This window comes from Nonomuraea sp. KM90 (assembly GCF_052246675.1).
Lineage (GTDB): Bacteria > Actinomycetota > Actinomycetes > Streptosporangiales > Streptosporangiaceae > Nonomuraea.
In genome coordinates this window covers 35257-49281 of the sequence record NZ_JBQQCB010000082.1, presented here as the reverse complement: position 1 = coordinate 49281, position 14025 = coordinate 35257, and the positions used below count along the sequence as shown (strand labels likewise).

15 protein-coding genes are annotated in these 14025 nt (G+C 73.7%); 7 read left to right on the top strand and 8 right to left on the bottom strand.

Features of this window, described 5'->3' with window-relative positions; genetic code table 11:
- Together ACTWPW_RS44915 and ACTWPW_RS44910 are read right to left on the bottom strand one after the other, a co-directional pair.
- Nucleotides 1-573: class I tRNA ligase family protein (locus tag ACTWPW_RS44915; protein WP_443172310.1), on the bottom strand; the 573-nt coding region annotated here is incomplete at its 3' end.
- A complete protein-coding gene (locus ACTWPW_RS44910; protein ID WP_364123187.1) occupies nt 563-922 on the bottom strand; it encodes a cupin domain-containing protein in 360 nt (119 codons plus the stop codon). The genes ACTWPW_RS44910 and ACTWPW_RS44915, both read right to left, overlap by 11 nt.
- Nucleotides 923-1096: 174 nt before the next feature.
- On the opposite strand from ACTWPW_RS44910, the gene ACTWPW_RS44905 reads away from it, so the two are divergent.
- Genes ACTWPW_RS44905 through ACTWPW_RS44890 form a run of 4 tightly spaced genes read left to right on the top strand, consistent with a single transcriptional unit; the run spans nt 1097 to nt 4153 of the window.
- A complete protein-coding gene (locus ACTWPW_RS44905) occupies nt 1097-1564 on the top strand; it encodes a hypothetical protein (RefSeq protein WP_375108813.1) in 468 nt (155 codons plus the stop codon).
- A gap of 10 nt (nt 1565-1574) precedes the next feature.
- The gene (locus ACTWPW_RS44900) at nt 1575-3257 is read left to right on the top strand and encodes an MFS transporter (protein ID WP_375108814.1); all 1683 of its coding nucleotides are present in this window, start codon (nt 1575-1577) and stop codon (nt 3255-3257) included.
- A 51-nt stretch (nt 3258-3308) separates the two neighbouring features.
- Nucleotides 3309-3623 carry an ArsR/SmtB family transcription factor gene (locus ACTWPW_RS44895; protein ID WP_375108815.1) on the top strand — a complete coding sequence of 105 codons (315 nt, stop codon included), beginning with the start codon at nt 3309-3311 and terminating at the stop codon, nt 3621-3623.
- Nucleotides 3620-4153 carry an SRPBCC family protein gene (locus ACTWPW_RS44890; protein ID WP_375108816.1) on the top strand — a complete coding sequence of 178 codons (534 nt, stop codon included), beginning with the start codon at nt 3620-3622 and terminating at the stop codon, nt 4151-4153. The genes ACTWPW_RS44895 and ACTWPW_RS44890 overlap by 4 nt, the downstream gene beginning before the upstream one ends.
- Before the next feature lie 222 nt (nt 4154-4375).
- On the opposite strand, the gene ACTWPW_RS44885 is transcribed toward ACTWPW_RS44890, so the two are convergent.
- Nucleotides 4376-5368: a LacI family DNA-binding transcriptional regulator gene (locus ACTWPW_RS44885; RefSeq protein WP_443172309.1), complete on the bottom strand. Its 993-nt coding sequence runs from the start codon at nt 5366-5368 to the stop codon at nt 4376-4378.
- Between the two features lie 72 nt (nt 5369-5440).
- On the opposite strand from ACTWPW_RS44885, the gene ACTWPW_RS44880 reads away from it, so the two are divergent.
- The 3 genes from ACTWPW_RS44880 to ACTWPW_RS44870 all read left to right on the top strand — a co-directional run bounded on the left by ACTWPW_RS44880 (nt 5441) and on the right by ACTWPW_RS44870 (nt 8259).
- Nucleotides 5441-6460, top strand: coding sequence for a nucleoside hydrolase (locus ACTWPW_RS44880; protein ID WP_443172308.1), 1020 nt, complete (start codon nt 5441-5443; stop codon nt 6458-6460).
- Nucleotides 6457-7410, top strand: coding sequence for an adenosine deaminase (gene add / locus ACTWPW_RS44875; RefSeq protein ID WP_443172307.1), 954 nt, complete (start codon nt 6457-6459; stop codon nt 7408-7410). Before ACTWPW_RS44880 ends, add begins: the two co-directional genes overlap by 4 nt.
- A gap of 159 nt (nt 7411-7569) precedes the next feature.
- Nucleotides 7570-8259, top strand: a complete 690-nt coding sequence (locus ACTWPW_RS44870) for a hypothetical protein (protein ID WP_375108820.1) — start codon at nt 7570-7572, stop codon at nt 8257-8259.
- Here ACTWPW_RS44870 and ACTWPW_RS44865 read toward each other — a convergent pair.
- The 5 genes from ACTWPW_RS44865 to ACTWPW_RS44845 form a co-directional block, all read right to left on the bottom strand.
- The gene (locus tag ACTWPW_RS44865; RefSeq protein WP_443172306.1) at nt 8171-9079 is read right to left on the bottom strand and encodes a sigma-70 family RNA polymerase sigma factor; all 909 of its coding nucleotides are present in this window, start codon (nt 9077-9079) and stop codon (nt 8171-8173) included. The genes ACTWPW_RS44870 and ACTWPW_RS44865 overlap by 89 nt on opposite strands.
- Nucleotides 9080-9284: 205 nt before the next feature.
- Nucleotides 9285-10214, bottom strand: a complete 930-nt coding sequence (locus ACTWPW_RS44860) for a carbamate kinase (protein WP_375108822.1) — start codon at nt 10212-10214, stop codon at nt 9285-9287.
- A 1-nt stretch (nt 10215) separates the two neighbouring features.
- Nucleotides 10216-11217, bottom strand: coding sequence for an ornithine carbamoyltransferase (gene argF, locus ACTWPW_RS44855; RefSeq protein ID WP_443172305.1), 1002 nt, complete (start codon nt 11215-11217; stop codon nt 10216-10218).
- Entirely contained in the window at nt 11214-12470 is a 1257-nt protein-coding gene (locus ACTWPW_RS44850) for an arginine deiminase (protein WP_375108824.1), read from the bottom strand. The genes argF and ACTWPW_RS44850 overlap by 4 nt, the downstream gene beginning before the upstream one ends.
- A complete protein-coding gene (locus ACTWPW_RS44845; protein WP_375108825.1) occupies nt 12467-13894 on the bottom strand; it encodes an amino acid permease in 1428 nt (475 codons plus the stop codon). The genes ACTWPW_RS44850 and ACTWPW_RS44845 overlap by 4 nt, the downstream gene beginning before the upstream one ends.
- Nucleotides 13895-14025 lie beyond the last annotated feature (131 nt).

Sequence of the window (14025 nt, the reverse complement as noted above, 5' to 3'; positions counted from 1 at the left end):
TCCCGTCACGGCCACCGGCGGGCCGCCGCACACCGTGCACACGGGGTCGACCAGGTCGGCCGCGGCCGCGTAGCCGCCGCAGCCCTCGCAGGTGCCACCGCCCATCGCGGCACCGCAGGCCGGGCAGGCGCCGCTGACGTAGGCGTGGTGCAGGGTCGTACGGCAGTCGCCGCACACCGTCAGCGTGTGCTCGCGGGACACGACGACGCCCGCCTCGACCAGCTCGTCCAGCAGGCCGGTCACCGCCCGCCGGTAGTCGTGGTCGCGCCGTGGCGAGGTGAACACGTGGTGGTCGACGCGGATGGCCTTGAGCACCTCGGCGATGCGCGTGCCGTAGTCGGTGATCACCTTGTCGGGGTCGAGGCCGAGCGCCCTGGCCTTGGCCGGCACGTAGTTCTGGTGGTCGTCGGTGCCGCAGATCGTCAGCACCCGCTCGCCGCGCGCCCTGGCCGCGCGGGCGGCGACGTCGGCGGCGACGTACGGGCCGGACAGGTGGCCGACGTGCAGCGGGCCGTTGGGGGTGGGGGGCGGCGACACGAGCACCGTCAGCCCGCCCGGCACGTCACCGCGCATGGCCGGCCGCCTCGGGCATCCAGTACATGCTGAGCAGGACGAGGCGGTCCTCGGCCGAGCGGTTGTGGATCACGTGGCGCTCCTGGGAGCCCAGCAGGATCGCGGAGCCGGCCGGCGCGTGTTCTCGCGCGCCGGCCACGTCAAAATCCGCATCACCCTCCACGACGACCGCCAGCTCGATTTCCGGGTGCTGGTCCGCCTGGCTGGAGGAATTGGGCGGAATAACGCACCACATCGCGCCGAAAGGCATGAAGTCAGTGCCGCCGTATTCCGTCCAGCGGCCGATTTCAATTCCGTACTCCTCGGTGAGGGCAGCCGTGGAACTGCTGAACTTCTGCATGCCGATCATCTCCCGTACCTGCGAGGACGGGTCCCCGGACACTGTCGCACGGAGGCAATGTGCGATGCCCGGGGACCGATGAGGGCAATACTCGCAACGCCTTCTGGACGCTCACTAGAGAGTCGCTTGTGGCCGGCAAAAGGCGGCCTTTCCAGTGGTTGCCGCATTAGTTAGTCTCCGGCCATGACAGTAGGCGAAAGGCCCCTTGTTTACGCGCCGCGCACCACGGTCGCGCTCCCCCGTCACCGGCTGCGCGGCTGGACGGTCAAGGGTTACGGCATCTCGGCCACCCGGGACCGCCCGCCCGCGGAGGTCATCGACGCCGCCCGCGTTGCCGCCGACCTCACCCTCCCGCAGGCGTACGACGGGGAGCCGTCACACGCGTTCACCGTGGTGCACGAGGACGCCGACGGCTGCTACGTCGTCGTCGCCTGGTGGAGCCGCAACAAGGTGATCCTGCACTCCAGGACCTGGCTGTCCGGCTGGGACGACCCGGCCGCCTGGCGGCCCGCCCCCGCGCACGCCACGGCCTGCGTCTGGGAGCTGGCCGCCATCGCCGCCGAGCGGGACGCCTGGGTACGGCACGTCGCCTCCCCGCCGGCGCCCGACTTCGCCGCCTACCTCGCCGCCACCCATTCCGGAGTCTTCTAGGAGCCATGCCGTGACAGCGACGATCCATCCCCCCGACTCCGGCACGTCCCCTCCGGCCGCGGCCGGGCGGCGCGCCCTGCTGGCCGTGGGCGTCACCCTGCTGGCGACGTTCATGGACCTGCTGGACGCGACCATCGTCGGCGTGGCCATCCCGCGGATGCAGCGCGACCTGTTCGCCGGCAACTCCGCGATGCAGTGGGTGGTGGCCGCGTACGTGCTGGCCTTCGCCGTCCTGCTGGTCATCGGCGGCCGGCTCGGCGACATCCTGGGCCGCAAGAAGATGTTCCTCGCGGGCGTGGCCGGGTTCACCCTGGCCTCGATCGCGTGCGCCCTGGCGTTCACCCCGGCCATGCTCATCGGCGCCCGGATCCTCCAGGGCGCCTCGGCGGCGATCATGATCCCGCAGGTGCTGTCGGTGATCAGGGTGGAGCTGCCGGAGTCCCAGCGCGGCCCCGCCTACGCCCTGTACGGCATCGTGACCAGCCTGGCCACGGTCCTGGGACCGATCACCGGCGGCCTCCTGGTCGAGGCCGACCTCTTCGGCCTGGGCTGGCGGATGATCTTCCTGATCAACGTACCGGCGGGCCTGCTCGCCTTCGCCGCCGCGGCCGTGCTGCTGCGCGACTCCCGGGAGCGGGAGTCGCAGCGCCTCGACCTGGTCGGCGCGGGGCTGCTGGCCGCCGCGCTGATGCTGCTGCTGTACCCGCTGGTGCAGGGGCACGAGACGGGCTGGCCGGTCGCCGGGTTCGTGGCCATGGCGTGCTCGCTGCCGCTGTTCGCCGCCTTCGCCCGCTACGAGCAGCTCAAGGCCGCCCGGGACGGCTCGCCGCTGGTGGCGCTGCCGCTCTTCCGGCGTCCCGCCTTCACCGGCGGGCTGCTGCTGGCCTTCCTGCTGTTCTCGCAGGTGTCGTCGTTCTTCTTCGTCTTCGTCATCCACCTGCAGACGGGGCTGGGGTTCTCGCCGCTGCGCACGGGCGTCACGCTGCTGTGGTGGTCGGCGGGGGTGATCGTGGCCGGGGGCCTCGCGGTCCGGCTGGCGCCGCGGCTGGGGCGGCGGCTGATCGGGGCGGGCTCGCTGCTGGTCGCGCTCGGCATGGCCGCGATGAGCCTCACCCTGCAGCTCACCGGGACCGGGATCGATCCCTGGGTGGTCGGACCGGCCATGATCCTGACCGCGCTCGGCGTGGGCGCCATCACCCCCGTGCTGCTCGACACCGTCATCGTCGGCGTGCCCGCGCGCGACGCGGGCGCCGCCTCCGGGGTGATCAACACGATGATGCAGGTGGGGGCGGCAGCCGGGATCGCCGTCGTGGGCGCGGTCTTCTTCACCGTCCTGTCCGCCCAGGCCGCCGGCCGCGCCGACGCGCTCGTCCCCCGGCTGCGCGCCGAGGTCGCCGCCGCCGAGGTCGTGCCCGCCCGTACCCAGGCCGCGGCGGTCACCTTGCTGCGCGACTGCGTGGACGAGCGGGTGGACACCCGCAACTCGTTCCTGCCGCCGCCCGCCTGCTTCGCCGCCATGGGGAAGCCGGAGGCGATCCCGCCCGGCACGGCCGTCCGGGTCCTGGAGACCCTGGACCGGGAGATCACGGTGGCGCGGGAGGAGGCGTTCACGCTCGCGCTGAAGGTGGCCGTCTGGTATCACGTGCTCGCCGCGCTGCTCGGGCTGGGACTGATCCGCCTGCTGCCCAGATGACCTTGTTATATGCCTTGACGGTAATATTCCCCATCGGGCATATTAGGGCGCATGGCAGTCGACGTGTTCGGAGTGCTCGCGGAGCCCACCCGGCGTCGCGTCCTGGACCGGCTGCGCCTGTCGGAGAGCAGCGTCGGCGAGCTGGCCAGGATTCTGGACGTCAGCCAGCCCACGATGTCCAAGCATCTGCGGGTCCTGCGCGAGGCTGGGTTCGTCTCCAGCCGGATCGTGGCCCAGCAGCGCATCTACCGGATCGAGGCCCGGCAGTTCCGGGCCCTGGACGACTGGCTGGCGCCGTATCGGCTGCTGTGGAACACGCATCTGGACGCCCTCGAGCGTCATCTGGACAACCAGGAGGACCGATGAACCGAAACACGTTCCGGCCGGGGCCGCTCGCCGAAGTGGATTGCCAGGCCGGCGACGGCCGCTGGACCCTGGTCTTCGTCCGCGACCTGCGCCACCCGCCGGAGAAGGTGTGGTCGGCGCTGACCGACCCGGACCAGCTCGGCGCCTGGGCACCCTACCTGGCCGCCCGCGATCTCGGCGAGCTCGGCGACGTGACCCTGACCATGATCGACGGTGACGTCACCGAGGAACTGGGCGCGTCCGTGACGCGCGCCGAGCGGCCCGCCCTGCTGGAGTACACCCTCGGCACGGACCTGCTGCGCTGGGAGCTGACCGCCACCGGACCCGGCACCCGGCTCGTGCTGCGGCACACCGTCACCGACCCCGACTGGCCGGCGAAGGTGGCGGCCGGCTGGCACCTGTGCCTCGACGTGGCCGAGCACCTTCTCGACGGGAATCCGATCGGCCCGATCCGGGGATCGGACGCGCTCGACTACGGCTGGGAGGACCTGCGCGCGGCCTATGCCGCCGAACTCGGCGCCCACCGGTAAAACGATCCCTTTCCAGCGGCACGCCGCCGCCCGCTTCCCCGAGACCTTGTCCGTTGCCGTCACCCAGCACCCCGCCCGGCCGGGCGGGTCGCCCAGCACCCCGCCCGGCCGGGCGACGTCCGCGCCAACGCGCCGCCGGGGCCTCGCCGGCGCCGCTCCACCACGGCGGGCTGTCCGTGACGGCATGTGACACCTGCCCGGACGCGAGCCGGGCGCGGCGGCTCAGCCCTCCTCGCAGCCGCAGCTGCGCCGCCTGACCAGCGCCGCGCGGGCGGGGAGAGACGGGGTCGCGGGGTCGAAGAGCAGGTCCACGGCCTGCTGGGCCATCGCCTGGAGAGGCTGCCCGGTGACGGTCAGCGAAGGGGCGGTGTGGGCGCCGTCGGGGGTGCCGTCCAGGGCGATGACGGCGAGCCGGCCGGGGACGGGCAGGCCGGCGGCGTAGGCGCCGGACAGGACGCCGATGGCCTGCTCGTCCGTGGCCGCGATCAGCGCGCGCGGCACGGCGTCCGCGGCGGCCAGGCGGCGGATCAGCACGTCGGCCGCGGCGCGAGAGTAGTCGGAGCGCAGGAGGACGGCCGAGCTCCCGGCGGCCGCCCGCCAGACCTCCCGCCGCCGGCCCACGGGTCCGGTGTCCTGCGGGCCGGCCAGGAAGGCGACGTCGCGGTGACCGTGGGCCCGCAAATGGGCGAGCGCTTCGCGTACCGCCTGCTCGTTGTCCGCGGTGACCAGGGGCGCGTCGCCGGTGGTGGAGCCGTTGTGCAGGTAGACGGCGGGCACGCGGGCCGCCCGGGCGGGCACGGTCACGTCGTCGCCCGCGTCGGCGGAGGCGATCACCAGCCCGTCGACCTGGGCGGCGAGGAAGCGCTCGACGAGCTGCCGCTCGCGCTCGGCGGAGTAGCCCGCGTTCCCGATGAGCATGAGCCGCTCGTGTCCGGCGAGCGCCTGCTCGACGTGCCTGGCCAGCGCCCCGAAGTACGGGTTGAGCGCGTCCGCCAGCACCAGCCCCACCACGCCGGTGGTGCGTGAGCGCAGCGCGCGGGCGATGCGGTTGGGGCGGTAGCCGAGCTCGGCCGCCGCGGCCAGCACGCGCTCGCGGGTCGCGGCGGCCACCGGGCGGGGGCCGTCGTTCATGACGTAGCTGACCACCGCCGTCGAGGTGCCGGCTCGGCGGGCGACGTCGGCCAGGGTGATCGGCCTGCCTGCGGGATCGCTCATGACGGTTTACATTCTCGCATCTAATCGATTAGATAAGACATCCATCCATCTAATCGATTAGACGAGGTGCGCGTGCCGGGACTCCCCCTGCTCATCGATACCGACACCGGCTCCGACGACGCGGTGGCGCTGCTGCTGGCGGTCGCCGCCGACGCGACCGGCGACCTGGCCCTGGCCACGGCGGCGGGCGACGTTCGTGCCGTGGCGGGCGACGTGCGTGCCGTGACCACCGTGGCGGGCAACGTGCCCCTGTCCACGGCCACCCGCAACGCGCTGATCACGCTGCAGCTGGCCGGGCACGCCGGCGTCCCCGTACACCCCGGGTGCGACCGGCCGCTGACCCGCCCGCCGGCCACCGCCCAGCACGTGCACGGGCTCGACGGGATGGGCGACGTGGGCCTGCCCGACCCGGCGCGGGCCCCCGCGGACGGCCACGCGGTGGACGTGCTGCTGTCCCTGGCCCGCCGCCACCCCGGCGAGCTGACGCTCGTCACCCTGGGCCCGCTCACCAACGTGGCCGCCGCGCTGCTCCGCGACCGCGAGCTGCTGACCCGATTCCGCCACGTCTACTGCATGGCGGGCGCGGCCGACCTGTGCGGCAACATCTCCCCCACGGCGGAGTTCAACGTGTGGGCCGACCCCGAGGCGGCCCGCGTGGTGCTGCGGGCGGCCACCGCCGACCGGGTGACCTGGATCGGCTGGGACGTCTCACGCCGCGACGCCGTCATGACCCCCGGCGACCAGCGCCGGCTGGAGGAGCTCGGCACGCCCCTGGCCGCCTTCGCCCACCGGATCAACCGGGCGGTCGCCGACTGGGCCCGTGACGTCACCGGCCTGGCCGGCTACGACCTCCCCGACCCCGTCGCCATGGCGGTGGCCCTGCGCCCTGAGCTGGTCACCGAACGCGAACGCGCCCACGTGGACGTGGCCCTCGGCGACGAGACCCGCGGCCAGCTCATCATCGACCGCCGGCGCGCCGCGCCCCCGCCCAACGTGACCCTGGTGCGCCGGGTCGACGAGCAGGGCTTCAAACGGCTGCTCCTCGACGCCTGCGCGCGCACCCCGTCCCCCATCACCGAAGGACTCTCATGACCGCCGACCCTTCCGGCCGCCACGACCTGCACTGCCACCTCGACGGCTCCGTCCGCCCGGCCACGATCGCCGAGCTGGCCCGCGAGCAGGGCATCGAGCTGGACCGCCCCGTCGCGGACCTGGTCACCGCGCCCCCCGACTGCGGCAGCCTGACCCGGTACCTCACCTACATCGACCTGCCGCTGCGGGTCCTGCAGACCCCCGGCGCGCTGCGCCGCGCGGCGCGCGAGCTGGTGGAGGACTGGAGCGCCGACGGCGTCGTCCACGGCGAGGCCCGGTTCGCGCCGCAACTGCACGGACAGTACGGCATGACGCCGGACGAGGCGGTCTCGGCGGTCGCCGCGGGGCTGGCCGAGGGCCGGGCGGCGACGGGCGTGCGTACCGCGCTGCTGCTGTGCTGCCTGCGCCACCAGACCCCGGAGGAGAGCCTCGCCGTCGCCGAGACCGCGGTACGCCACCGCGACGTGGTCAGCGGGCTCGACCTGGCCGGCGACGAGCGGCTGTACCCCGGCGCCCCGCACCGGCCCGCCTTCGAGCTCGCGCACCGGGCCGGGCTGCCGTGCACCGTGCACGCGGGCGAGGCCGCGGGAGCCGCCAGCGTGTGGGAGGCGATCGAGGTGCTCGGCGCCCGCCGGATCGGGCACGGTGTGCGGTGCGTCGAGGACGACGCGCTGCTCGAACGCCTGCGCCGCGACCGGATCACGCTGGAGATGTGCCCGATCAGCAACGCGCAGACGGGCGCGGTGGCCGGCCTGGCGGCCCACCCCGCCGACCGGCTGCTGGCGGCCGGGCTCGCCGTCACCATCGGCACGGACGCGCGCACCACGTCCGCGACCTCGCTGGAGCGGGAGTTCGCCGCCCTGCGGAGGATGGCGGGCTGGACCGCCGAGCAGGAACGCCTGGTCCAGGAGCACGCCGCCGCCGGCGCCTTCGGCCCCGCCACCACCTGAACCCCGGGCGCCCCGGACCGCAGGGCGCCGGCCCGCGGAGATCGCGACCATGCCGGCGGTTCCCACCAGGCGGGCTACCCCACCGGGTGGTTCCCCCCAGGCGGCTGCCCCACCGCGGAAGGTCCGTCACGAACCGGCCCGCCGTCCGGTCTTAGATTCATGGACGAAACCCAGCTCCCCTCCGCGACGACCCCCGTCTCCCCGTCCGGCGCCCGGTGGTCACCCCCTCGCGCGACCCCGGCCGGCCTGGTCCGCCAGGTCCGGGACGTCATCGACGACCTGCCCCGCTTCCTCATCGCCCCGTTCCTGCGCCGCCGGCACCTGACCTGGGGAGCCACCCCGGCGGAGGCGGCCGCGTCGATGCCCGGCGACGGCCTGCTGCCCCGGGCTCAATACCGCTGCACCCGCGCGATCACCATCCACGCGACGCCGGAGCAGGTGTGGCCATGGCTGGTCCAGGTCGGGTACGGGCGCGCCGGCTGGTACGCCGACGACCTGCTGGACAACCTCGCCCGTCCCAGCGCCCGGGAGATAGTCCCGGAGCTGCAGGACCTCCGGGCCGGCCAGTGGCTGCCGATGGTCCCCAACCCCTCCGAGCGCACGGCCTTCGTCGTGGACGGCTTCACCGAGCCGTCGTGGCTGCTGTGGCGCTCGCCGAACCGCACCTGGGCCTGGCGCCTGACCCCGCTGAGCGGCGACCGGACCCGGTTGATCGCCCGGATGCACACCTGGTACGAGTGGCGGCGGCCGTTGACGCCGTTCACGGTTGTGCTGATGGAGCTCGCCGACTACCCGATGATGCGGCGCATGCTGCGGGGGATCCGGGAGCGGGCCGAGGCCCGGCGCTGACGGCCGGCGCCGGGGCGCCGGCTCGCTCGACCCCCACCGGCTGCATGGCGGTCCGCCGGTGCCGCGGCCGGTCGGCGGGCCGGCGATGGCGGCTCGGGGCGGCGGCCCCCGCCCTCGGGTCGGCGTCGTCGGACCTGCGGGCGACGTCGGCGGCGAGCAGCTCCTCCAGCTCGGCGAGGTCGCCGGTCCGCGCCGCGGCCAGGAACGTCTGGACGAGGCGCCGGTGCGCGGCGCTGTTCACCGGCCGGCACCGCTCGGTGGCGATGTGCTCGTGGGCGCGCCGCACGAGGTACCGCGCGTGGTCCGCGCCCAGGTGCAGGATCTCGGAGATCCGCTGGTACGGGTAGTCGAACGCCTTGCGGAGGAGGTACGCGGCCCGTTCGGCGGGCGTCAGCCGCTCCAGCATCAGCCGGACCGCCCCGTCGACGGCCTCGTGCCGTTCGACCGCCGTCTCGGGGCCGACACCGGGGTCCACCGTCTCGGGCAGCCAGGAGCCAACGGACATCTCACGACGTTTCCGGGCGGACCTGGCGACATTGATGGCAAGCCGGGTGGTGGTCAACGCCAGGAACGCGGACGGGCTGATCACGTCCGAGCGGTCGGCGCGCTCCCACCGCAGCCACGCCTCCTGCACCAGGTCCTCGGCCTCACCCGTGTCCTCCAGGACGCGGAGCGCGATCGCGTAGAGCCGGGGCTGTGCGGTGACGAACGCCGTGGCGGCCGCGTCCAAGTCGGTCATCAACCGGTCGTCGGCCGCGGGCACTGCCGGGCCGGTCTGCCCCGCGTCGTCTCTGCGCGACTCCAGCAGGTTCGTGGTCACGATCTCGGCTCCCTTCGCACACAGCATCCGGTGATGCCATTGAGATCACAGTCGCGCTTGCGACCCCGTCATCGCGCCCTTGGGAGCCCGTGGTCGCTACCCTGGTGCCCGGGCGCGGTCACCCCGGGCACCCAGGGGCATACCGCCCTGAACAGCACCGATGAGCCGGTCGGGGACCCCGGGGCACCCCAGGGGGTCCCCCTGGTCACCCCGTTCTGATCAGCTCGGCCGACGCCGTGACGGTGGTTCCGGCCGTGCCGGCGAGCACCGCGGAGGCGTCCCGCAGCGCCCCGATCGCCGCCGGCCGCCCGGTCGCGGTGACGAACCGGATGCAGGCGTCCACCTTCGGCGCCATCGACCCGGCCGGGAACCGCATGGCACGCAGCTCCTCCACGCCCGCCCTGGCCAGCGGCCGTTCCCGGGAGGTGCCGAAGTCCCGCCGTACGGCGTCGACGTCGGTGAGCACCACGAGACGGTCGGCTCCGAGCTCGACCGCCAGCAGCGCCGCCGTGAGGTCCTTGTCGACGACCGCCTGCGCGCCCTCGAAGCCCCCGCCGTCCCGGGCGAGGACCGGCACCCCGCCCCCTCCCCCGCAGATCACGGTCGTGCCGCCGGCCACCAGTTGCCGGATGCTGGGCAGCTCGACGATCCGAAGGGGTGCCGGGGACGCGACGACCCGGCGCCAGGCCCGGCCGTCGCGGGCGACGGCCCACCCGTGCTCCCGCGCCAGCCTCCGGGCCTCGGGCTCCGGGTAGCCCTGGCCGACGAACTTCGCCGGGCTGCCGAACGCCGGGTCGCCGGCGTCGACCTCGGTCTGCGTGACGATCGTGACGACCGGCCCGGCCAGGCCAGCGTTGGCCATCTCCTGCGCGAGCCAGTATCCGATCATGCCCTGGGTCTGGGCGCCGAGCGTGTCGAGCGGGAACGGGTGGGCCAGGGCCGGGTCGTTCTCGCTCTCGACGGCCAGCATCCCGATCTGCGGCCCGTTGCCGTGGCAGAGCACCAGCGTGTGCTCCGCCGCGAGCGGGGCCAGCGCGCGCGCGGCGGACCGCACGTGCTGCCGCTGGACCCCCGCGTCCGGGCGTTCACCGCGTTCGAGCAGGGCGTTCCCACCCAGTGCGACGACGAGCAGCATGTCACTCCCCCAGCGCCGCGACGAGCACGGCCTTGATGGTGTGCAGCCGGTTCTCCGCCTGCTGGAAGACCACGGAGGCGGGGGAGGTGAACACCTCGTCGGTGACCTCGGCCCCGGCGAGCCCGTAGCGCTGGTGGATGCGCCGGCCGAGCTCGGTGGTGGTGTCGTGCACGGCCGGGAGGCAATGGAGGAACCGCGTGCCGGGACGCCCCGTGGCGGCCATCGCCTCCGCCGTGACGCGGTACGGGGTGAGCAGCGGAACGCGCCGGTCCCACTCCTCGTCGGCCTCGCCCATGCTGACCCACACGTCGGTGTAGACGAAGGCGGCGCCGGCCAGCGCCGTCGGCAGGTCGTCGGTGACCGTCACCCGGGCGCCGCTGGTCAGCGCCATGCGCCGGGCCTCCCTCACCAGCGAGTCCGGCGGGCTCAGCTCGCGGGGCGCGGCGATCCGCACGTCCATGCCGAGCATGGCCCCCGTGACGAGCAGCGACCTGGCGATGTTGCCGCGCCCGTCGCCGGCGAAGCAGAAGCTGATCGCCTCGATCTCGCCGGGCTGGTGCTCGCGCATGGTCAGGACGTCGGCGAGCATCTGGGTCGGGTGCCACTCGTCGGTGAGCCCGTTCCAGACCGGCACACCGGCGTGCCGGGCCAGCTCCTCGACGGTCTCCTGGGCGAACCCGCGGAACTCGATCCCGTCGTACATCGCGCCCAGCACCCGCGCGGTGTCCGCGACGCTCTCCTCCCGGCCCAGGTGCGACCCCGACGGTCCGAGGTAGGTGACGTGGGCACCCTGGTCGTAGGCGGCCACCTCGAACGCGCACCGGGTGCGGGTGGAGTTCTTCTCGAAGACCAGGGCGATGTTGCGGCCGGTCAGCGCGGGTCGTTCACGTCCGGCCCGCTTGTCCTCCTTGAGTGCCGCCGCGCGGTCGAGCAGATCGAGGAAGCCCGCGCGGCCGAGGTCGGTCACGGTGAGCAGCGAGCGGGACGCGGTTGAGAGGGTCATGAGGACTCCTTCGGGGAGAGAGGCACGGGGTCACGCAGGACGGGGCAGGTCATGCACCGAGCGCCGCCGCGGCCGCGGCCGAGCTCGCTGCCGGCCAGCGGGATGACCTCGAGACCGTGGTCGCGCAGCATGGCGTTGGTCGCGGTGTTGCGCTCGTAACCGAGCACCACCCCGGGGGAGATCGCCAGGAAGTTGTCGGCGTCGTTCCACTGCTCCCGCTCGGCCTCGCGCCGGTCACCCGCCGCGGTGAGGACGCGTACGCCGTCGTCCTCGATCGCCTCGCGCAGGCCGGCGGTCAGCCCCGTCCGGTGCTGTACGCGCCCGTCGGGGGTGAGCAGCCAGACCCGGGCCGCGGCCTGGTCGAAGTAGGGGTAGGCGACGAAGGTGGCGACGTCGACCATCGTCAGCACGGTGTCCAGGTGCATCGTCGAGCGGGCCTTGGGCAGCTCGACGGCCAGGACGCGGCGGGCGTGGCCGCCCGCGAAGAGCCGCCGGGCCAGCAGCTCCATGCCCATCGGCGTGGTGCGCTCGCCCATCCCGACCATGACGACGCCGTCGGCGATGACGTGGATGTCGCCGCCCTCCAGCGTGGCCGGGGCGTGGTCGAGGTCGTCGTCGCCGTAGACGGCCTCGAAGTCGGCTCCGGCGAACAGCGGATGGTGCCGGTAGACGGTGCGGGTGTTGATCGACTCGCGGCTCCTGGCCGGCTTGGCCATCGGGTTGACCGCGACGGCCCGGCCGATCCACGCCGCGTTGTCGCGCTGGAACAGCGTGTTGGGCAGCGGGGTGAGCACGAAGTCGTCGGCTTCGAGGCTCTGCCACGCCACGCTGCCCCCGCCGAGCGGGCCGAGGTCCGACTTCAGCACCCCGCCGATCAGGTGGTCGGCCAGCAGGGCGGGGTCGATGTCCATGAACCGCGCCCGCAGCTCCCGGGCCAGAGTCCGTCCGAACCGCTGGTCGGTGCACACGCGATTCACGGCGAAGCGGCGGCCGGCGTCCGTCGCGAGCGCCTGGGCCAGCAGCTCGGCGAAGAGGTGCACGCGTACGCCGTGGCCGGTCAGCACCTCGACGAACGCGTCGTGCTCGCGGCGGGCGCGATCTGCCCAGAGCACGTCGTCGAACAGCAGCTCGGTGGCGTTGCCGGGGGTGAGGCGGTCCAGTTCGAGCCCGGGCCGGTGCACGATGACCTCGCGCAGCCGGCCGATCTCGGAATGGATGCCGACCTGCAGCGCGAGGTCCTGGTTCGTGGTCATCGCGCCACCGCCGGGGTCTCGCCGTACACGCCGCGGCGGGCCTTGACCCACACGTACACCGGCACGCCGAGCAGCAGGCAGAACGTCCCGTAGTAGACGGCCGCGTAGCCGCTCCCGGCGAGCGCCCAGAACCCGAACACCAGCGCGAGCGCCGAGACCCCGACGTCCCGGGCCAGGTGCCGCACCCGCAGCCGCCTGCCGTCGGTGCCCAGCCAGTACAGCTGCGCCGCGGCGGACAGCAGGTACGGCACCACCGAGGTGAGCACCGACAGCAGCACGACGGTGATGAACACCTGCTCGAAGCTGGTGTAGCTGACCACGGTGAGTCCCGCGGCCAGCAGGGTGGACACGACGATCCCGAACGCGGGCACCCCGGCCCGGTTCTGCCGGGCGAAGGGGGCCGGGAACAACCCGTCCCGCGCCGCCGCCCGCGGCATCTCGGCCACGATCAGCGTCCAGCCGACCAGCGCCCCGAATCCGGACACGACGGCCGCGGCGGCGACCGTGGCCCCCGCCCACTCACCGCCGAAGATGGCGTTGGCCGCGTCGGTGAAGGGCGCGGTGGAGCTGACGAGGTCGTCGCGCGCCACGGTGCCGAAGACGGCGACGGTGCCGAGGAGGTAGACGGCGGCGCAGGCCAGGGTGCCCAGGACGGTGGCCCGGCCGACGTTCCGCTCCGGGTCCCGTACCCGGGCCGCGGCGACCGACGCGGTCTCGATGCCCAGGTAGCTGAACAGGGCGATGGCGCCCGCGGCGCCGATCGCGCCGACCCAGGAGGTCTCGCCGGCGTTGAACGCGCCGAAGTTCGCCGTGTCGATGAACAGCAGGCCGACGGTGGCCATGAACAGCAGGGGGATGAACTTCAGCACGGTCGTGACGACCTGGAACGCGGCGAAGCTGCGCAGCCCCACCAGGTTGACCAGCGCCGGCAGGAACAGCCCGGTCAGCGCGATGGCGATCGACCACCCGACGTCGTGCCCGGTGTTCCAGAACACCTCGACGTAGCCGACCCACGCCACGACGATCGCCGCGTTGCCGGCCCACGCCGTGATCCAGTAGCTCCAGGCGATGAGGAATCCGGCGAACTCGCCGAACGCGTCGCGGGCGTAGACGTAGGGGCCGCCCGCGCCCGGCAGGCGTACCGCGAGATCTCTGAACGTCAGCGCGAGCGCGATCGCGCCGATCGTCACGAGCACGAACGCCACCAGCGAGATCGGACCGAACACCGCCAAGGCGGACGGCAGGGCGAACACCCCGGTCCCGATGACCGAGCCGACCACCAGCGCCGACGCCGTCCCCAGGCCGAAGCGACGCCCGCCCGGCTCCGTTCCGGTTTCCGGGGGCCCGGCCGGGACCGAACGGGTCGTGTCCGGAGCCGGGGCGCCGCCGGCCGTCTGCCGCGGCGCTCCGACGTCCTGGCTCACGACGAACTCCGCATGGCGAGCGCAGCGGGCGCGCCGTGAACGGGGCCGCTCGACCGGTCCACGCCACGGCCGGGACGGACGCGTCCCGCTCTCCGGCGACAAGAAGCTCTCATGATCTACCTCTCACATCA

Bases quoted from the DNA above. Each gene is read 5' to 3' on its own strand.
- ACTWPW_RS44885 (WP_443172309.1), bottom strand. From the start codon at position 5,368: ATGAGCGATCCCGCAGGCAGGCCGATCACCCTGGCCGACGTCGCCCGC.
- argF (WP_443172305.1), bottom strand. From the start codon at position 11,217: ATGACCCTCTCAACCGCGTCCCGCTCGCTGCTCACCGTGACCGACCTC.
- ACTWPW_RS44850 (WP_375108824.1), bottom strand. From the start codon at position 12,470: ATGACCACGAACCAGGACCTCGCGCTGCAGGTCGGCATCCATTCCGAG.
- add (WP_443172307.1), top strand. From the start codon at position 6,457: ATGACCGCCGACCCTTCCGGCCGCCACGACCTGCACTGCCACCTCGAC.
- ACTWPW_RS44870 (WP_375108820.1), top strand. From the start codon at position 7,570: ATGGACGAAACCCAGCTCCCCTCCGCGACGACCCCCGTCTCCCCGTCC.
- ACTWPW_RS44890 (WP_375108816.1), top strand. From the start codon at position 3,620: ATGAACCGAAACACGTTCCGGCCGGGGCCGCTCGCCGAAGTGGATTGC.
- ACTWPW_RS44905 (WP_375108813.1), top strand. From the start codon at position 1,097: ATGACAGTAGGCGAAAGGCCCCTTGTTTACGCGCCGCGCACCACGGTC.
- ACTWPW_RS44910 (WP_364123187.1), bottom strand. From the start codon at position 922: ATGATCGGCATGCAGAAGTTCAGCAGTTCCACGGCTGCCCTCACCGAG.
- ACTWPW_RS44860 (WP_375108822.1), bottom strand. From the start codon at position 10,214: ATGCTGCTCGTCGTCGCACTGGGTGGGAACGCCCTGCTCGAACGCGGT.
- ACTWPW_RS44895 (WP_375108815.1), top strand. From the start codon at position 3,309: ATGGCAGTCGACGTGTTCGGAGTGCTCGCGGAGCCCACCCGGCGTCGC.